Below are 19,228 nucleotides of genomic sequence, written 5' to 3' on the forward strand. Positions count from 1 at the left end.
TGCTTTTTCTTAAACAAAGATATAAAATTGATATATGCCTACTACATATTTTCACCTCATTAAAGAAAATTAACAATTAGACAAATCCAATATGAATTTCAGTGATGTTATAATTCAATAAAAACAAATATATTATAGATATACATGTAAAAATAACATAAATATATAAAATACCTATTTGAGCGTTTTTTGTTTTTTAATTAAAATGCTTATTTTTTTAATTAAAAAACAAAAAGCCCCGGATAAATCCGGGGCAATTATATGATTACAAAAGAAATCTTAAGCTTGAACGTTGTTTCCTCCTAATACGAAAGGCTCAACTTCTTTGATTTCTCCGAACTGTTGCTCGTAGTTAGCGATGTTCTGTTGAAGAGCGTTTAACACTCTTTTAGCGTGAAGTGGAGCAAGAATTACTCTTGATCTTACTTTAGCCTGCTGAACACCTGGCATCAACTGAATAAAGTCTACTACAAATTCAGATGGAGAGTGGTTTACCAATGCAAGGTTAGCATAGATACCAGCCGCTACCATTTCGTTTAATTCGATGTTGATGTTTCCGTCTTGTGGATTTTGATTGTTGTCCATTGTTATAAATTATGTTTTTAAAATTCGAAATTTGAGATTGTGAAAATATAAAAATAATTTCAAATCCCAAATTTCAAATCATTAATTTTAGTTAAGGTCTTCGAATTCTTTCTTAGAACCAACAATAACGTTCTGATATTCTTTAAGACCTGTACCTGCAGGGATTCTGTGACCTACAATTACATTTTCTTTAAGACCGTTAAGATCGTCTATCTTACCAGCAACTGCTGCTTCGTTAAGAACTTTAGTTGTTTCCTGGAATGATGCTGCAGACATGAATGACTTAGTTTGAAGGGCAGCTCTTGTAATACCTTGCAGTACCGGAGTTGCAGTAGCAGGAAGAGCTTCTCTTACTTCTACCAATGCTAAATCTTCACGCTTCAACTTAGAGTTTTCGTCTCTTAATTCTCTTGCAGTAATCATCTGACCTGGCTTGAATTCTTTAGAATCACCAGCATCTACTACTACTTTAAGACCGAATACTCTGTTGTTTTCTTCCAGGAAGTCATACTTATGTTCAAGAGCTCCTTCAAGGAATTGAGTATCACCTCCATCTACGATAGATACTTTCGTCATCATCTGTCTTACGATAATTTCGAAGTGCTTGTCGTCGATTTTTACCCCCTGTAGACGGTAAACTTCCTGAATTTCGTTTACTAAGTATTCCTGAACGGCAGTTGGACCTTTAATTCTCAAGATATCTTCCGGTGTGATAGAACCGTCAGAAAGTGGAGAACCTGCTCTTACGAAGTCATTCTCCTGAACAAGAATCTGGTTGGAAAGTTTTACCAAGTAAATTTTTCTTTCTCCAGTTTTAGCCTCAACAATAAGTTCACGGTTACCTCTCTTGATTTTTCCGTAAGAAACTACCCCGTCGATTTCAGTAACAACCGCTGGGTTTGAAGGGTTTCTTGCTTCGAATAATTCGGTAACTCTCGGAAGACCTCCGGTGATATCCCCTGCTTTTGCAGATTTTCTTGGGATCTTGATTAAGACTTTACCAGCCTTAATTTTTTCACCATCGTTAACCATTAAGTGGGCTCCTACCGGTAAGTTGTAAGCTTTTTGCTCAACTCCTTTAGAGTCTACCACTTTCAGGGTAGGTACGGCTTTCTTATTTCTGGATTCAGAGATTACTTTCTCTTCGAATCCTGTTTGTTCGTCAATTTCAAGCTGGAATGAAATACCCTGGATGATATCCTCGTATTCTACCTTACCTGAAGTTTCAGCAATGATAACCGCGTTATACGGATCCCATCTACAGATTGTATCTCCTTTCTTCACTTTATCACCTGGTTTTACAGATAATATAGATCCGTAAGGTACGTTAGCTACCATTAATGGAGTTCTGGACTCATTATCAGCAACTAATCTGAATTCTGTTGAACGGGAAACCACGACCTCAGCTGTATTACCGTTTTCATCTTCTGAAGTAATAGTTCTTACTTCATCCATTTCTACGATACCATCTCTTCTTGCCACGATAGATGGGTTTTCTGATACGTTTCCTGCAGTACCCCCTTGGTGGAAGGTTCTCAACGTAAGCTGAGTACCTGGTTCCCCAATGGATTGTGCTGCAATTACACCTACCGCTTCACCCATGTGAATCACTTTACCTGTTGCCAAGTTTCTACCGTAACATTTCGCACAGATACCTTTCTTAGCTTCACAAGTTAATGGTGAACGAACCTCCACAGCTTCTAATCCAGCTTCTTCGATTCTCTTCGCCAAAGATTCAATGATCACCTGATCTGCACTTGCGATAAGCTCGTCAGTTTCAGGATCGTAAATATTATGAAGAGATACTCTACCTAAGATTCTTTCAGAGATTCTTTCAACGATCTCGTCATTTTTCTTAAGTGCAGTAACTTCTGTACCTCTTAGAGTTCCACAGTCGTCTTCTGTAACGATAACGTCCTGTGCAACGTCTACCAATCTTCTCGTTAAGTAACCGGCGTCGGCTGTCTTAAGAGCGGTATCCGCAAGACCTTTACGGGCACCGTGGGTAGAGATAAAGTACTCTAGAATCGAAAGACCTTCCTTAAAGTTGGCAAGGATCGGGTTTTCGATGATCTCCGCTCCGGTAGAACCAGCTTTCTGCGGTTTTGCCATCAAACCTCTCATCCCTGATAACTGACGGATCTGTTCTTTAGAACCCCTCGCTCCAGAGTCAAGCATCATGTATACAGAGTTGAAACCACCTTGGTCAGTTTTCATTCTGCTCATGATCATTTCAGTTAATCCGGCGTTGGTATTTGTCCAAACGTCGATTACCTGGTTATAACGTTCTGTATCGGTAATCAGACCCATGTTATAGTTGGCTCTAATTTCGTCTACAGTTTCGATTGATTGTGCAATCATCTGCTTTTTCTCAACAGGAACTACGATATCCCCAAGTGAGAAAGAAAGACCTCCTTTGAATGCGTTTGAATACCCTAGGTCTTTCATTGCATCAAGGAACTTCACAGTGGTAGGGAAATCCGTATCAGCAAGGATCTTACCGATAACGTTTCTCAATGATTTCTTAGTCAGAAGTTCATTGATATATCCTACCTGCTTAGGTACAATCTGGTTGAACAGGATTCTACCTACAGAAGTTTCGATTAGTCTTGTAACGATTTCTCCGTCTTCTTTGATAGGTAGTCTACATCTTACTTTAGCATTTAAAGATACTCTTCCTTCAGCATAAGCAATTTCCGCTTCTTCAGGAGAATAGAATGCAAGACCTTCTCCTTTTACTTTCATCGTCTCTGTAGAGCTTAATTCTTTAGTCATGAAATAAAGACCAAGAACCATGTCCTGAGATGGTACTGTAATTGGGGAACCGTTTGCAGGGTTCAGGATGTTTTGAGAACCTAACATCAATAACTGAGCTTCAAGGATCGCTTCTGGTCCTAACGGTAAGTGTACCGCCATCTGGTCACCATCGAAATCGGCGTTGAAGGCTGTAGTTACTAACGGGTGCAGCTGGATTGCCTTACCTTCGATCATCTTAGGTTGGAAAGCCTGAATACCCAGTCTGTGAAGCGTAGGTGCCCTGTTCAATAGTACCGGGTGACCTTTCATCACGTTTTCAAGGATATCATAAACTACCGGTTCTTTTCTGTCGATAATTCTCTTTGCAGATTTTACTGTTTTTACAATTCCTCTTTCAATCAGTTTTCTGATGATGAACGGTTTGTAAAGTTCAGCTGCCATATCTTTAGGAATACCACATTCGTGAAGCTGTAAGTTTGGACCTACAACAATTACCGAACGCGCAGAGTAGTCAACCCTTTTCCCTAGTAAGTTCTGACGGAAACGACCTTGCTTACCTTTCAATGAATCAGAAAGTGATTTCAATGGTCTGTTTGACTCAGATTTTACTGCAGAAGATTTTCTTGTGTTATCGAATAATGAATCTACAGATTCCTGAAGCATACGCTTCTCGTTTCTCAAGATCACTTCAGGAGCTTTGATCTCCAATAATCTCTTCAAACGGTTATTTCTGATGATAACTCTTCTGTAAAGGTCATTCAGGTCAGAAGTTGCGAAACGTCCTCCATCCAATGGAACCAATGGTCTTAGTTCTGGCGGGATAACAGGAAGCACACGCATGATCATCCACTCTGGTCTGTTGATCATTCTTGTATTAGCACCTCTCAATGCTTCTACCACGTTCAATCTCTTAAGAGCTTCTGTTCTTCTTTGTTTTGAACCTTCGTTGTGAGCTTTGTGTCTCAAGTCGAAAGACAATGCATCAAGATCGATTCTTTTTAAAAGATCTTCCACAGCTTCAGCCCCCATTCTGGCGATGAATTTGTTTGGATCAGAATCATCAAGATACTGGTTTTCTACAGGAAGAGTTTCCATGATATCAAGATACTCTTCTTCTGTAAGGAATTCCATATTTTCAAAATCAGAACCGTCTAATTTTTTAGCAATACCTTGCTGAATCACTACATATCTTTCGTAGTAGATGATCATATCTAATTTCTTAGAAGGAATTCCTAAAAGGTATCCGATTTTGTTTGGTAATGAACGGAAATACCAGATGTGTGCAATTGGAACTACAAGGTTGATGTGCCCGATTCTCTCTCTTCTTACTTTTTTCTCAGTAACTTCTACTCCACAACGGTCACAAACGATCCCTTTGTAACGAATTCTCTTGTATTTACCACAAGCACATTCGTAATCCTTTACAGGACCAAAGATTTTCTCACAGAATAGCCCATCTCTTTCAGGCTTGTGAGTTCTGTAGTTAATAGTTTCCGGTTTTAAAACCTCCCCTCTTGAGTCTTGTAAAATAGACTCCGGTGAAGCTAAACCGATGGTTATTTTATTAAATCTACTTGATTTATTTTTATTTGACATTTTTTGTTATTTGAGATTTGACATTTGAAATTTGAGATTAATGAATCTCTAAAAATTTTATTTTAATTTTTGTTTGAAATCTGCGTACAGAATTTCAAATTTCAAATAAATTAATTTCAAATGGAATTTATTCCTCAAGTCTTACGTCTAATCCAAGACCTTGTAACTCGTGAAGTAATACATTGAATGATTCCGGAATACCTGGTTCAGGCATAGATTCACCTTTTGCAATTGCTTCATAAGTTTTTGCTCTACCAATCACGTCATCCGACTTCACAGTAAGGATCTCTCTCAGGATGTTAGATGCACCGAATGCTTCAAGTGCCCAAACCTCCATCTCTCCGAATCTCTGACCTCCGAACTGAGCTTTACCTCCTAACGGCTGCTGAGTAATCAATGAGTAAGGACCGATAGAACGTGCGTGCATTTTGTCATCAACCATGTGTCCTAATTTCAGCATGTAAATAACCCCTACAGTCGCAGCCTGAGTAAATCTTTCTCCGGTACCACCATCATAAAGGTAAGTGTGACCGAATTTAGGAAGACCTGCTTTGTCTGTATATTCAGTAATCTGATCAAGAGTTGCTCCATCGAAGATTGGTGTAGCGAACTTCATACCCAGCTTCTGACCAGCCCATCCAAGAACTGTTTCATAAATCTGACCGATGTTCATACGGGAAGGTACCCCAAGTGGATTCAATACGATATCTACAGGTGTTCCGTCTTCCAGGAATGGCATATCTTCTTCACGAACGATTCTTGAAACGATACCTTTGTTACCGTGACGTCCTGCCATTTTATCTCCTACATTCAGTTTACGTTTCTTAGCGATGTAAACTTTAGCCAGCTTCATGATACCTGCAGGAAGTTCATCTCCGATTGAAATAGCAAATTTCTCACGGTTTTTAACTCCTTGAATGTCGTTATATTTGATTTTGTAATTGTGAATCAATTGTTTGATCAATTCATTCTTGTCAGCGTCTACTGTCCAGTCTGAACCGCTAACGTTTACATAATCTTCAACTGAAGTTAATAACTTGTGAGTGAATTTCACACCTTTACCGATGATTTCTTCGTCAAGGTCGTTTTGTACCCCCTGAGAAGTTTTACCGCTTACCAGTGTATTTAATTTTTCAATTAACGTATTTCTCAACTCGTCAAACTTAGCCTTGTAAGTGTTTTCAATTTCTTCAAGTTTAAGTTTTTCTTCAGTTCTTTTCTTTTTGTCTTTGATGTTTCTTGAGAACAATTTCTTGTTGATAACAACACCTCTTAATGATGAGTCTGCTTTCAGTGAAGCATCCTTCACATCACCAGCTTTATCACCGAAGATTGCTCTAAGAAGTTTTTCTTCAGGAGTCGGGTCAGATTCACCTTTTGGAGTAATTTTACCAATCATGATATCTCCAGGCTTCACTTCAGCACCGATTCTGATCATACCGTTCTCGTCAAGATCTTTCGTAGCTTCTTCAGATACGTTTGGAATATCTGCTGTAAGCTCTTCCATACCTAATTTAGTATCACGAACTTCAAGAGAATATTCATCTACGTGGATTGAAGTAAACCAGTCCTCACGTACAACTTTTTCGTTGATTACGATTGCATCCTCGAAGTTGTACCCTTTCCAAGGCATGAACGCTACCACTAAGTTTCTACCAAGAGCCAATTCTCCTTTTTCAGTAGCATACCCGTCGCAAAGTACCTGTCCTTTTTCCACTACATCACCTACTCTTACGTTTGGTCTTAGGGTAATGGTTGTACTCTGGTTCGTTTTTCTGAACTTAGTAAGGTTGTATGTTTTAGTAGCAGACTCGAATTGTACTAAATCTTCGTCTTCGCTTCTTTCGTATTTAATAACGATTCTGTCAGCATCTACGTACTGTACTGTACCCGTACCTTCAGCGTTAATTAAAATTCTTGAATCTCTTGCAACCTGCTGCTCAAGCCCTGTACCAACGATTGGAGCCTGTGGCTTCAATAGAGGAACGGCCTGACGCATCATGTTGGATCCCATCAATGCACGGTTCGCATCATCATGTTCCAGGAATGGAATTAATGAAGCAGAAATACCGGAAATCTGGTTTGGTGCTACATCGATAAGATCTACCTGGCTAGGTTCTACTACCGGATAGTCACCATCCAATCTTGCAATGATTCTGTCTGTTTCAAATTCACCGTTGTCGCTCAATTCAACGTTTGCCTGAGCAATTACTTTAGATTCTTCATCTTCCGCATTTAAGTAGATAGGATCTGCGTTAAGCTCAATCTTACCGCCTTCTACTTTTCTATATGGAGTTTCGATGAAACCTAGTCTGTTGATTTTAGCATAAATACCTAAAGATGAAATCAAACCGATGTTTGGTCCTTCCGGAGTTTCAATCGGACAAATTCTTCCGTAGTGAGTGTGGTGAACGTCTCGAACCTCGAAACCTGCTCTTTCTCTTGATAAACCACCAGGCCCCAGTGCAGATAATCTTCTCTTGTAAGTGATCTCTGATAGAGGGTTGGTTTGGTCCATAAACTGAGAAAGCTGGTTGGTACCAAAGAACGAGTTGATTACTGATGTCAATGTCTTTGCATTTACAAGGTCAAGCGGAGTAAAGATTTCGTTATCTCTAACGTTCATTCTTTCCTTGATTGTTCTTGCAATTCTTGAAAGACCTACCCCGAACTGTCCAGCCAACTGCTCACCAACAGTTTTAATTCTTCTGTTGGATAAGTGGTCAATATCATCAACCTCTGCTTTAGAGTTGACAAGCTCGATTAAGTGTCTTACAATAGCAATGATATCTTCTTTTGTAAGAACCTCAGTTGTCGTTGGAATGTTAAGACCTAGCTTTTTGTTCAATCTGTAACGTCCAACTTCACCTAATGAATATCTCTGCTCAGAGAAGAATAATTTTTCAATGATTCCTCTTGCTGTTTCCTCATCTGGCGGATCTGCGTTTCTTAACTGACGATAAATATACTCTACCGCTTCTTTTTCAGAGTTAGTAGGGTCTTTTTGTAATGTATTCTGGATGATAGAGAATTCGTTGCTGTTTTCTTTGTGAATCAGGATTGACTTCACACCAGCATCAAGAATAAGATCCAAATGTTCTTTTTCAAGAATCGTTTCTCTATCCAGGATGATTTCGTTTCTTTCAATAGAAACTACCTCACCTGTATCTTCGTCTACGAAATCTTCGAACCAGGTGTTCAATACTCTCGCAGCCAATGTTCTTCCTTCTACTTTTTTAAGGGCAGCTTTAGAAACTTTCACTTCTTCAGCAAGGTCAAAGATCTGAAGGATATCCTTGTCAGATTCGTAACCGATTGCTCTTAATAAAGTTGTTAATGGTAATTTTTTCTTACGGTCGATATACGCGTACATTACGCTGTTGATATCAGTTGTAAATTCCATCCAAGATCCTTTGAAAGGGATAATTCTTGAATAGTAAAGTTTGGTTCCGTTTGCGTGGTAAGTTTGTCCGAAGAATACACCAGGTGAACGGTGAAGCTGCGTAACGATAACTCTTTCAGCACCATTGATGATAAAAGAACCACTTGGCGTCATATAAGGAACCGGACCTAAGTATACGTCCTGAACCACAGTCTGGAAATCTTCATGTTCCGGGTCAGTACAATACAGTTTAAGTCTAGCTTTTAGAGGAACTGAATAAGTAAGTCCTCTTTCCACACACTCATCGATTGAATAACGTGGAGAATCTACCAGATAGTCTAAGAATTCTAATACGAATTGGTTTCTTGAATCCGTAATTGGGAAATTCTCTTGGAAAGTCTTGTAAAGAGCTTCTGTCTTTCTGGCTTCAGGAAGTGTATCAAGCTGGAAAAATTCTCTGAAAGATTCAATTTGGATATCCAAAAAGTCCGGAGTGATGATTTTTCCTTTCGCTGATGAGAAATTAATTCTCGGATTTCCTTGAGTTGTTGATTTTGTTTTACTCATAAAACTTTTAAGAAAGGGTTAAAAAATATTTTGATTCATTAAAAAATATCAGAAAAGAACAAGAAACAAGATAAAAGTAAAAGGTAAAAGTGTTTTTGGCGCTCACAAAGGACCTTAGATTCTTTTAAACTTCCTACCTGGTTCTTTCTAACTGCAACACTGGTATATCTTTTCACAGCGTAATGCAAAATATTTTTATTACTTTTGAGGCTGTATTACCGCAGTATTTATATACACGAAATCCCCTCCACTTTTACATAGTGAAAGAGTTGATTTTCAGTATTTTATAAATTTACATACAATTTTTCGCGCCAAAAGAAGGGCAAAGATACAAAAAGTTATCCACAAAAACAAATAAATCATCTCATTTTGAAACTCTTAAAAACGAGAGAGGCTGCCCAAATATGAGCACCCCCTCCACAACACAAGCTAATCCTACGATTATCTCACAATAACCTTATAAGATTTTATTTTTGGGGTTCCCGTGACTGTATAAATACAAATACCTACCTGGGCGATTTCCCGGAAACTTACAGATCATTAGTAGAACGATGGTTAATAATTTATTTTTCATTTCTATGCTATTTGATGTTTTTTTATAAATGTATTTTTTGAAAGGACAATTCTATTCTCATCTAATTTATAAATAACACCACAAAGGCGCTTATACTTATAAGATGTTACAGGATTATGAATAATGCCATCCATTCTATTAGGCAGTCGATTTACTACTTCTGAGGAAGGACATTTCAGAATTGCTGTTTTAAAAAAAGGAAAATTATCCCGGAAACCTTTATTACATAACCAATAGCTTTCTTTTTGACCGGCAGAACCGTTATACAAACCTGTCCAATAATAAACGGAAACATCAGCAAAGCAACCCCATAAATGATTGGTAATAGCTGTACCATATGAGAACCCAGGCTTTGCCCTTATTAGAGATATTATCTTCGTGTTTAGTTTTCCTATAGCCGTCAAAATCTTTAGAAGCGTAATCTTATGACCAAAGAAAAGAAGGTTATTTCTATCCAATTATTGTGTTTTTTTCAATACAAATATAATATTTTTTCAATTAAAACAATAATTAACTAACAAAAATTCACATAAAATAATTAAACACAATAATAAACATAAAAAAAATCATATGTTACCACAAAATATGCAATCATAAAAAACTATATCAGTATTAGTAATAACAATATTATATTACTATTAAAAATTAAAAGACACATTTACAAAAGCTTACATACAAAAAAGCCCGGGCAAATGCCCGGGCTTCTTTATTTATAATACAATTGAAATTATTTCAATTCTACTTCAGCACCAGCTTCTTCTAATTGCTTCTTAAGAGCTTCAGCTTCGTCTTTAGAAACACCTTGCTTAATTGCAGCAGGAGCTCCGTCTACGATATCTTTAGCTTCTTTAAGACCAGCACCAGTTAAATCTTTTACTAATTTAACGATAGCTAATTTAGAAGCACCTGCAGACTTAAGAATTACATCGAATTCAGTCTTTTCTTCAGCAGCATCACCTGCACCACCTGCAGCAACAACTACAGCAGCAGCAGCTGGCTCAATTCCGTACTCATCCTTAAGGATAGCAGCTAATTCGTTTACGTCTTTTACAGTTAGGTTTACTAGCGTTTCAGCTAAATTTTTTAAATCTGACATTGTTGTAATGTTTTTGTTGATTATTTATTTAATTTTTTGAGTGTAATTATTCAGCAGCTGGCGTTTCGTCAGTGCTTTCTGCAGCAGCTTCAGGAGCTTCAGCAGGAGTTTCTTCTACCGCAGGAGCAGCTTCTTCAGCTTTAGCTTCTACAGTTTCAGGTTTGTTTTGAAGAGCAGAAACAACTCTCTGGATTGGAGACTGAAGTAATCCGATGATTTCACCGATCATTTCTTCTCTAGACTTGATGTTAGCCAACATGTCCAGGTTGTTGTCACCAACGTAGAAAGTTTCTTGAACAAAAGCAGACTTTAAAGCTGGCTTTTCTTCTTTCTTTCTGAATCCTTGGATCAATTTCGCAGGAGCGTTTGCTGTTTCAGCAATCATTAACGCTGAGTTCCCTTTGAAAGATGGGAACATTTCAGAGTAATCAACTCCTTCAATTTGCTCCATTGCTTTTTGTAAAAGTGTATTTTTTACAACTTTCACTTTGATATTTTGTTTGAAAGCCTGTCTTCTGAAATCTGAAGATTTACCAGCGTTCAAACCTTCTAAATCTGCTACGTATACTACTTTTGCATCCTGAAGCAAATCTTTGATCTCTTGTATTGCTACAACTTTTTGGTCTTTTGTCATTGTCTTAAGGATTATTATTAGTTAACAGATTTAGTATCAATTGCAATACCTGGGCTCATTGTAGAAGATAAATAAATACTCTTCACATAAGTTCCTTTAGCAGCAGTTGGTTTCATTTTGATCAATGTCTGGATTAATTCCTGAGCATTTTCTTTGATCTTGGCAGCATCGAAAGATACTTTACCAATACCAGCATGGATAATACCATACTTGTCTACTTTGAAATCAATTTTACCTGCTTTTACTTCAGTTACTGCTTTACCAATTTCCATTGTTACAGTTCCTGATTTAGGGTTTGGCATTAAACCTCTTGGACCTAATACTCTACCTAATGGACCTAATTTACCCATTACAGCTGGCATCGTAACGATAACGTCAACATCTGTCCAACCTTCTTTGATTTTTTGTAAATATTCGTCAAGACCTACATAGTCAGCACCAGCAGCTTTAGCTTCTGCTTCTTTATCTGGAGTTACAAGAGCTAATACTTTAACATCTTTACCAGTACCGTGAGGAAGAGATACAACACCTCTTACCATTTGGTTTGCTTTTCTAGGGTCTACTCCTAATCTTACAGCGATATCTACAGAAGCATCAAACTTTGTAGTGTTCACTTCTTTTACAAGAGCTGAACCTTCTTCAAGGTTATAGATTCTTCCTTTTTCTACTTTGCTTAAAGCTTCCTTTTGCTTTTTAGTTAATTTTGCCATTTCTTTAAGTTTTAAGCGTTAGTTGGTTTAGTTCCTGTTACTCTTAATCCCATAGATCTGGCAGTACCTGCAACCATAGAAAGAGCAGAGTCCATTGTAAAACAGTTAAGATCCGCCATTTTATCTTCAGCGATTTTCTTTACCTGTTCCCAAGTTACAGAACCTACTTTGTTTCTGTTTGGTTCACCAGAACCTCCCTTGATCTTAGCTGCATCCATTAGCTGGATTGCTGCAGGTGGAGTTTTAATAACGAATTCAAAAGATTTGTCTTCGTATACTGTAATTACTACAGGTAAAACTTGCCCTGGCTTATCTTGGGTTCTTCCGTTAAATTGCTTACAAAACTCCATGATGTTCACACCTGCAGAACCCAATGCTGGACCTACTGGTGGAGAAGGGTTAGCTGCGCCACCTTTCACCTGAAGCTTTACCATTTTAAAGACTTTCTTAGCCATTGTTTGTTTTTTAAATTTGAATAATTAATGAGTTTGGAAGCATTTATTATTCAGTAGGTTATGCACTCACATAACAATAAACCTACTTTTTGGACTGCAAAAGTATAAAATATTTTTGAAATAGCAAACGGAAATTGCTGATTTTTAAAAGTTTTAGAAAAATAAATCATGTTTCCCTGTCAAAGAATTGAAAATACAGTCAGTAAAAACGAAAACGGTTATTTTATGCAAATAACCGTTTTAAAATATTTTAAAAGGAAGGCTGATTAAAAACCTGAAGGTTTATTAATTGTTTTTGTAGAACCGTCGTTTCCTCCAAGATCATCATTGATATCGTTTATATTTTGCTTTTCAATTAATCTTTTGTAAGCCATCAGATAAAGATCAACCGTAAAGTTATTATAGGTTCTTGATGGTGTAGTTGTGTTGGTGGCAATCATTCTGCTATCTGTAAATCTAGCTCTGACATGCCATGTTCCGTTACTTTTGAAAGCCACTACATCCGGTGATCCCTGTTTGTTATCATTCACACCGTTGTCGCCATAATCAAGCATTACACTCGTATTTCCATCGTTCAGCTTGAAGGAATAATTGTGGAGGATAACCAAAAAGTTGTTGGCATCAATTTTAGTATCATAATCTGTAATGCCTGTTCCAGGTACACCGGTAAGGGTAAGTTTAAGATAATTGAACAGCCCGCTGCTTTCCAAAGCCGGATCATACAATTGTAAGGCATTCTGCGAAGTGGCTAAAAAGCTTCCTCCTGTCATCGTAGGTTCTCCCGGATTTCTTAAATATAAGGAATTCGTATATGTTTTTCCATTAACATCAAGTGTTTCTGCGGGATTAGCAGTGTTGATCCCTACTTTTCCTTTCTGGGCGTTTAAAAACATCCCAAGACATAGGATTATTGTGATATAAATTTTTCTTTCCATAGTTTTTTTATTGAAGGCCCAGTGGCGTATTGGTTGATACTCCTGAATATCCCGGTGAAACGGATGCTGAAACAGAACCGTTAAAAGTTCCCCAGTCTTTCACTAAGGATTTTTCAAAGACATTTAAGGTAAGTGTCCAGGTTCCATTGATGGAAGAAACAGTTCCTGCTCCTTTAAAAGCTAAATTAATAGCATGGTACTGTTTACCACCGCTGGTCACCTGTGTAATTTCAGTTGAGTAAGAACCATACGATTTAGGGTTGGTACTTGTGTTCGCTGCTGAAACCGCTCCTGTAAAAACAGCACCTGTAATAGCCACCACATATTTACTTGCATCTAATCCTGTATTGAGATTCACAACTTCATCCTGTCTTACATTTTTCAATACAACATTATACATATTTACAGGGGCTACATTACGGAGCGATATATCCAGCAGCTTCACCTTACCTACCGGTGAAGTATCTTTTGACCGGGTAAGAAGAAGATAGTTTCCGCTTGCCTTTGTATTTTCAGTATCTATTAAATAAGATTCTACTAAAGTTTCCCCTTCAACATCAAGAGTTCCTTTAGGTGTTTTAGTATTTATTCCTACTTGTGCATTTATGCTTAAAGCAGCAAAACCCGTAAAGAGTATCGCAATAATTTTTTTCATAATTTATGTTTTTATTGAATTAATGGAGCTGTCGCCGCACCAGTAGTTAATCCATTAAGGTTTTGTGTTGAATTAAAATCTTTGGCGTACGACCTGTCAAACACCAGTAAGTTGAGTGTCCAGACTCCTGTAGGCAAAGAATTATCAGGAGCAAATCCCTGGTAATCTGCCTTAAGTTTCCATGTCCCTCCTGCAGAATAAGCAAAGATCTGAGGTATCGGAGTAAGCCAGTCTGCAGAGTAAGTTCTTGTAGGCTGTGTAAATCCAAAAGAAGAAATTACTACCAAAAACTTGCTGGAGTTGATCTTTGTGTCAAACTGGTTTACCCAATCTTTGTCTGTAGGATCACAGGTGATTTTAAACTGAATAAGATTAATGGGAGCCGGCGAATTAGGTACAAAAGAATCATTATACGCTGTAATTTTGTTTTCCGGCGCAGGAGATTTGATAATAAAAGTGTAATTCTCATCCGCTTTCAGTTTTTCCAGGGGTTGTTTAAAAACAATTCCTGATGTTTTCATTGTACCGTTTACGGTAAGTTCTTTTTCTGGTGTCGCAGTATTGATGCCAACCTGCGCACTCATCAACACATAGGTGCCCACCAGAGTGATCATCGAAATAATTTTTGTCATTGAGTTATGTGTTTATAAAGCTTATGCTCTTGGGTGGCTTATCTGAATTCTATTCTTATTTAAAAACAACAAAGAATGTCCATACCTCTGTAACCAGTGTATGAAATAAAAAGAATAAAATTTTGTGGATTAGCTAACAGCTTGGTTGCAAGAAGCATGCCATATGAAAGTGAATTAAGGAACTAAAAGGAACTTGATCCATAAAAAACAAAAATTATCACGTAACGGGGATAATTTAATTAAAGTAAACTTCTTTATAGAAGTAGCCAACAGACTTATGAAATTTGAAAATCAACATAATAATTTTAACAAACTTAAAAAAACTCTAGCTAGAGTGAAAAAAAATATAAAGATTCAATTTCAATATTTCATTATGAATTAATACAGATGCACAATTATTTATCGAAAAATAACTGAGAAGCATCGCCAGAGGCTATTGTTACAATAAATTGAAATGGTATCAACGAAAAAAGACCACTTTAAAAGCAGTCTTTTTATATTTTATAAGTAATGTATTATACTTTTTCTACTTGCATGTAGCTCAGCTCCATCGGAGTTTTTCTACCGAAGATCAATACAGAAACTTCAATTTTCTTTTTGTCTTCAAGAATCTTCTCAACTGTACCATTGAATCCGTTGAAAGGTCCGTCGATTACTTTAACGTTTTCACCTACTACATAAGGAATTTCAACATCGCTTGCAAATTCTGAAAGTTCATCCATTCTTCCAAGCATTCTGTTTACCTCTGATTTTCTCATTGGAACAGGATCACCTCCTTTTGTTAAACTTAAGAAAGAAATAACTCCCGGGATATTTTTAATAACGTGAGGAATCTCTCCCATCAGGTCAGCTTCAATCATCAGGTAGCCAGGATAGTAAGGTCTCTCTTTAGGAACTTTTTTACCGTTTCTAATCTGGATTACCTTTTCCATAGGAATAACCACTTGAGTAACGTACTGCTCAAACCCTAAACGTTTGATTTCTGTCTCAATATAGTTTTTCACTTTATTTTCCTGTCCGCTGATTGCTTTCAGCACATACCATTTCAATTCGCTCATTATGGAAAATACTTAATTATTAATTGAACAAGTTGATTAGCATTCCTATTATGTTGCTGATTGCTTTTGAAAACAATTCATCAACTCCAAAGGTAAATAAAGCCAGAATAACTGTCGCAATAGTCACTACAATTGTAGAAGACTGAAGGTCAGCCCATTTTGGCCATTCAACTTTATGTCTGAATTCGTTATAAGAACCTTTTAAAAAATCGACAAATGAACTCATAATTTATATTTGCACGGGCACAAGGATTCGAACCCTGATCAACGGTTTTGGAGACCGGTATCCTACCATTGGACGATGCCCGTAGTTAAAAAAAGCTCCGTAAAGAGTGTTCCTTACGGAAGCTTTTTATATTGTTTTAGATGTGGATTAGTCGATGATTTCAGTTACCTGACCTGCACCTACTGTTCTACCACCTTCTCTGATCGCGAATCTAAGACCCTCGTTAAGAGCGATTGGCTGAAGTAATTCAACAGTGATTGTTAAGTTATCACCAGGCATTACCATTTCTACACCTTCTGGTAAGAAGATCTCACCTGTAACGTCAGTAGTTCTTACGTAGAACTGAGGACGGTATTTGTTGTGGAATGGAGTGTGACGTCCACCTTCTTCTTTAGAAAGGATATAAACCTCAGCTTTGAATTTTTTGTGTGGCTTAACTGAATCTTTCTTAGCGATAACCATACCTCTCTTGATGTCAGTTTTTTCAATACCTCTCAACAATAGACCTACGTTATCACCAGCTTCACCTCTGTCTAGGATTTTTCTGAACATCTCAACCCCTGTAATAGTAGAAGTTAATTTTTCATCACCCATACCTACGATATCAACTGGATCACCAGTGTTGATAACACCAGCCTCGATTCTACCAGTTGCAACAGTACCTCTACCTGTAATAGAGAATACGTCTTCGATTGGCATTAAGAATGCTTTATCCTGATCTCTAACAGGCTGCTCGATCCAAGTATCAACTGCATCCATTAATTCTTCAACAGTCTTAACCCACTTCTCGTCTCCGTTAAGAGCTCCAAGAGCAGATCCCTGGATTACTGGAGAGTTATCTCCGTCATATTCGTAAGTAGATAATAAATCTCTAAGTTCAAGTTCAACAAGCTCTAAAAGCTCAGCATCATCCACCATGTCAACTTTGTTCATGAAAACAACGATTCTTGGTACGTTTACCTGACGGCAAAGTAGGATGTGCTCTCTAGTTTGAGGCATTGGTCCATCAGTTGCAGCACATACTAAGATAGCTCCATCCATCTGAGCAGCACCAGTTACCATGTTCTTAACATAGTCGGCGTGACCTGGACAGTCAACGTGTGCATAGTGTCTGTTTTCAGTTTCGTACTCGATGTGAGCTGTATTAATAGTGATACCTCTTTCTTTTTCTTCTGGAGCAGAGTCAATAGAAGAGAAATCTTTCTTCTCAGCAAGACCCTTGTTAGCTAATACACTACTGATAGCTGCAGTAAGTGTAGTTTTACCATGGTCAACGTGACCAATAGTACCAATGTTCAAGTGTGGTTTGTTACGATTAAACGTTTCCTTTGCCATGATTTAAAATTATTTATTTATTGTTTTTCAAATTTTCGGTGTGCAAATATAATGAATTTTTAAATACCAAAAACTTTTTATTAAAAAAACTTTCAATATTATCATCCAGTGAAGGACAAACCTTATATTTCAACGTATTGAGACTGCAAATTTACACATTTTTCCGGATTGAAAAAATCTTTCTGAAACCTTTTATGAAAAAGCCTGAAACCCAATATAAAAAATAAGTTTCAGAAAGCAGCATTCACTCTTAGCTGTATTTATTTCAGAATATTATTCCGATCAGTCTTCCTTAATGACCGAATCAATAGATACAATGAAAATAAAAACGCACTTCCCAGCACAATAAGAGGTGTGGAAAGTTTGCAGAATGCAATAAGGGAGAAGAAACCGTTTATCACAGACCCCATTGTATTAATATTAAAAATTTTCAGTACTAAAAGGTAAAGGATCACTACTGCAATAGCTGCTTTCCTATATTCCGGATTAAATATTCTGAGCATCCCATTCTTTATCCGGTTTCTGAAACCTGACGGCAGAAGCCATGCCGGAATAAAAAGACTGTAAAGTCCTATGGAATTCATAAAAGATATATTCAGCATCAATAATACATTAAGGTGAAAGAAAATAGTTACCAGCAACATATACCTGAAAAATTTCGGGGACATGAACGCTACAATAAAAACCATTTCAAAAATAACAGTAAAATAATCCAGGGCTTCCCAGAATATTTTAGAATTAATTCCTTCATAAAAATCCGAAAGCAGATCGTTCCACCCTATAATAAACCTATATTGCGTAAAAAATATCTGAGTATACTGAGTGTCAGTGCTTAGCCAGCCTCCCAGAATTTTAGAAAACCCGGCAGTAAACATTCCGAAGCTGAAAATCAAACTTATCATAAACAGAGGCCACGATTTTGCCAGCTCATCCGTTTCTTTTACGGGCTCAGGAAAGAAGCTAAAGGTTTTGTTCCAGGGAGAGAATGCCATTATCATGATCGGAAGTGTATAAATAAAATCGTGATTCACTTTTCCAAACGAATAGGCATAATTATTCGTCAGTACATACAGGATCATATACAATATTGCAAATATTCTAGGTTTATATCCTATCAGTATCAACAATAAACATGCGTAGATCATATATCTGCAAAGTACAAAAAATGCTTCAGAAGGGACAATATCAGTGAAAGACAGGATGCTGATAGGCGGATGCATAGCACTGTTAGGAATAGAATGGATCCAGCTGTTATCTGCTACTCCCGACCATAACAGAAACATGGAAAAGAATATCCTGTAAAATGCCAGGAACTCATAGCTGGGACGGTAAGAAACAAAGGGAAGTTCTTTTAGTTTATTCATCATTATTAGTTTAAAAAACGATAACTCAGTACAGTATCATACACTGATTTCTGGGTCATTTTTCTTGTGGTTATATCAAAATCTTTAGTTTCATTGATCACCTGTATAGCGGCGACTTTTTTACCGGGAAATCTTTTCTCCAGTCTGTTTACAATGAATTTTTTACTTTCTTCCATATCCACTTTTTTAATGTTCCGGTTAAGGATAGATTTTTTCAACAGGTAAAGCCTCTTTTTATAAGGAGGAAGGGAATTCACACGGCTGTCCAGAACCGGATATTTCCTTGGAAAAAGCAAATTCTGAATAAGGGTAATCTGTATGGTTCTCGGTATACTTTCTCCCAGATAATCATTATTGACCAAAATACTGTCTGATCCGTCTTTAAAAAAGACATGGGAAGTGGTTTTGGTAAAATTAATATATTTTCCATCTTTTATGGGATAGGATGCAAATCCCGGAAAGTTAAATGAAGGATAGGTTTCTTCAATATTAATCTTAAAAACCAGTTGCAGAGGAAGCAAGACGATTAAAAAGCCAAACAAAAAAAGAACTCTTTTTTTGTAGCGTTTCATTTTGTGTTTTAACATTTGTGTATAAAGATGAGGGATTAATTATAAGATATCACTTGTTTATTTTTCTAATTGCCCAATTTAATTATTTTATTTGA

Annotated in this window: 16 protein-coding genes and 1 tRNA gene; all 17 read right to left on the reverse strand. The window is 37.1% G+C overall.

Annotated features, from left to right (window positions below):
• Window positions 1-279: 279 nt before the first annotated feature.
• Window positions 280-585: a DUF3467 domain-containing protein gene (locus DEU40_RS01515; RefSeq protein WP_002976436.1), complete on the reverse strand. Its 306-nt coding sequence runs from the start codon at window positions 583-585 to the stop codon at window positions 280-282.
• 87 nt (window positions 586-672) lie between these two features.
• Window positions 673-4,938: a DNA-directed RNA polymerase subunit beta' gene (gene rpoC / locus DEU40_RS01520; RefSeq protein WP_110008212.1), complete on the reverse strand. Its 4,266-nt coding sequence runs from the start codon at window positions 4,936-4,938 to the stop codon at window positions 673-675.
• Between the two features lie 127 nt (window positions 4,939-5,065).
• Entirely contained in the window at window positions 5,066-8,887 is a 3,822-nt protein-coding gene (gene rpoB, locus DEU40_RS01525) for a DNA-directed RNA polymerase subunit beta (protein WP_110008213.1), read from the reverse strand.
• A gap of 576 nt (window positions 8,888-9,463) precedes the next feature.
• A complete protein-coding gene (locus DEU40_RS01530; protein ID WP_110008214.1) occupies window positions 9,464-9,919 on the reverse strand; it encodes a hypothetical protein in 456 nt (151 codons plus the stop codon).
• 269 nt (window positions 9,920-10,188) lie between these two features.
• Window positions 10,189-10,557 carry a 50S ribosomal protein L7/L12 gene (rplL, locus tag DEU40_RS01535; RefSeq protein WP_062675820.1) on the reverse strand — a complete coding sequence of 123 codons (369 nt, stop codon included), beginning with the start codon at window positions 10,555-10,557 and terminating at the stop codon, window positions 10,189-10,191.
• Between the two features lie 46 nt (window positions 10,558-10,603).
• Window positions 10,604-11,191, reverse strand: coding sequence for a 50S ribosomal protein L10 (gene rplJ / locus DEU40_RS01540; protein WP_110008215.1), 588 nt, complete (start codon window positions 11,189-11,191; stop codon window positions 10,604-10,606).
• Window positions 11,192-11,208: 17 nt separating this feature from the next.
• The gene (gene rplA / locus DEU40_RS01545) at window positions 11,209-11,901 is read right to left on the reverse strand and encodes a 50S ribosomal protein L1 (RefSeq protein WP_002976422.1); all 693 of its coding nucleotides are present in this window, start codon (window positions 11,899-11,901) and stop codon (window positions 11,209-11,211) included.
• 11 nt (window positions 11,902-11,912) lie between these two features.
• Window positions 11,913-12,356: a 50S ribosomal protein L11 gene (rplK, locus tag DEU40_RS01550; RefSeq protein WP_047435399.1), complete on the reverse strand. Its 444-nt coding sequence runs from the start codon at window positions 12,354-12,356 to the stop codon at window positions 11,913-11,915.
• A gap of 266 nt (window positions 12,357-12,622) precedes the next feature.
• Window positions 12,623-13,291: a hypothetical protein gene (locus DEU40_RS01555; protein ID WP_110008216.1), complete on the reverse strand. Its 669-nt coding sequence runs from the start codon at window positions 13,289-13,291 to the stop codon at window positions 12,623-12,625.
• 7 nt (window positions 13,292-13,298) lie between these two features.
• Window positions 13,299-13,946, reverse strand: coding sequence for a hypothetical protein (locus DEU40_RS01560; protein WP_110008217.1), 648 nt, complete (start codon window positions 13,944-13,946; stop codon window positions 13,299-13,301).
• Window positions 13,947-13,957: 11 nt separating this feature from the next.
• A complete protein-coding gene (locus DEU40_RS01565) occupies window positions 13,958-14,578 on the reverse strand; it encodes a hypothetical protein (protein WP_110008218.1) in 621 nt (206 codons plus the stop codon).
• A 515-nt stretch (window positions 14,579-15,093) separates the two neighbouring features.
• Complete coding sequence (gene nusG / locus DEU40_RS01570) at window positions 15,094-15,636, reverse strand: transcription termination/antitermination protein NusG (RefSeq protein ID WP_002976412.1); 543 nt, start codon at window positions 15,634-15,636, stop codon at window positions 15,094-15,096.
• A 19-nt stretch (window positions 15,637-15,655) separates the two neighbouring features.
• Window positions 15,656-15,862 carry a preprotein translocase subunit SecE gene (gene secE, locus DEU40_RS01575; RefSeq protein WP_002976410.1) on the reverse strand — a complete coding sequence of 69 codons (207 nt, stop codon included), beginning with the start codon at window positions 15,860-15,862 and terminating at the stop codon, window positions 15,656-15,658.
• A 12-nt stretch (window positions 15,863-15,874) separates the two neighbouring features.
• Window positions 15,875-15,945, reverse strand: a tRNA-Trp gene (locus tag DEU40_RS01580).
• A gap of 64 nt (window positions 15,946-16,009) precedes the next feature.
• A complete protein-coding gene (tuf, locus tag DEU40_RS01585; protein WP_110008219.1) occupies window positions 16,010-17,197 on the reverse strand; it encodes an elongation factor Tu in 1,188 nt (395 codons plus the stop codon).
• A gap of 260 nt (window positions 17,198-17,457) precedes the next feature.
• Window positions 17,458-18,564: a hypothetical protein gene (locus DEU40_RS01595; RefSeq protein WP_110008221.1), complete on the reverse strand. Its 1,107-nt coding sequence runs from the start codon at window positions 18,562-18,564 to the stop codon at window positions 17,458-17,460.
• 2 nt (window positions 18,565-18,566) lie between these two features.
• Window positions 18,567-19,133 (reverse strand): hypothetical protein, encoded by a 567-nt coding sequence (locus DEU40_RS01600; RefSeq protein ID WP_146207822.1) that lies wholly within the window; start codon window positions 19,131-19,133, stop codon window positions 18,567-18,569.
• Window positions 19,134-19,228: the final 95 nt, after the last annotated feature.

Source organism: Chryseobacterium sp. AG844, from assembly GCF_003182335.1.
Lineage (GTDB): Bacteria > Bacteroidota > Bacteroidia > Flavobacteriales > Weeksellaceae > Chryseobacterium > Chryseobacterium cupriresistens.

Excerpts from the sequence above, each read along its gene's own strand:
- DEU40_RS01515 (WP_002976436.1), bottom strand. The coding sequence starts at position 585 with ATGGACAACAATCAAAATCCACAAGACGGAAACATCAACATCGAATTA.
- rpoC (WP_110008212.1), bottom strand. The coding sequence starts at position 4,938 with ATGTCAAATAAAAATAAATCAAGTAGATTTAATAAAATAACCATCGGT.
- rpoB (WP_110008213.1), bottom strand. The coding sequence starts at position 8,887 with ATGAGTAAAACAAAATCAACAACTCAAGGAAATCCGAGAATTAATTTC.
- rplL (WP_062675820.1), bottom strand. The coding sequence starts at position 10,557 with ATGTCAGATTTAAAAAATTTAGCTGAAACGCTAGTAAACCTAACTGTA.
- rplJ (WP_110008215.1), bottom strand. The coding sequence starts at position 11,191 with ATGACAAAAGACCAAAAAGTTGTAGCAATACAAGAGATCAAAGATTTG.
- rplA (WP_002976422.1), bottom strand. The coding sequence starts at position 11,901 with ATGGCAAAATTAACTAAAAAGCAAAAGGAAGCTTTAAGCAAAGTAGAA.
- rplK (WP_047435399.1), bottom strand. The coding sequence starts at position 12,356 with ATGGCTAAGAAAGTCTTTAAAATGGTAAAGCTTCAGGTGAAAGGTGGC.
- DEU40_RS01555 (WP_110008216.1), bottom strand. The coding sequence starts at position 13,291 with ATGGAAAGAAAAATTTATATCACAATAATCCTATGTCTTGGGATGTTT.
- DEU40_RS01560 (WP_110008217.1), bottom strand. The coding sequence starts at position 13,946 with ATGAAAAAAATTATTGCGATACTCTTTACGGGTTTTGCTGCTTTAAGC.
- DEU40_RS01565 (WP_110008218.1), bottom strand. The coding sequence starts at position 14,578 with ATGACAAAAATTATTTCGATGATCACTCTGGTGGGCACCTATGTGTTG.
- nusG (WP_002976412.1), bottom strand. The coding sequence starts at position 15,636 with ATGAGCGAATTGAAATGGTATGTGCTGAAAGCAATCAGCGGACAGGAA.
- secE (WP_002976410.1), bottom strand. The coding sequence starts at position 15,862 with ATGAGTTCATTTGTCGATTTTTTAAAAGGTTCTTATAACGAATTCAGA.
- tuf (WP_110008219.1), bottom strand. The coding sequence starts at position 17,197 with ATGGCAAAGGAAACGTTTAATCGTAACAAACCACACTTGAACATTGGT.
- DEU40_RS01595 (WP_110008221.1), bottom strand. The coding sequence starts at position 18,564 with ATGATGAATAAACTAAAAGAACTTCCCTTTGTTTCTTACCGTCCCAGC.
- DEU40_RS01600 (WP_146207822.1), bottom strand. The coding sequence starts at position 19,133 with ATGAAACGCTACAAAAAAAGAGTTCTTTTTTTGTTTGGCTTTTTAATC.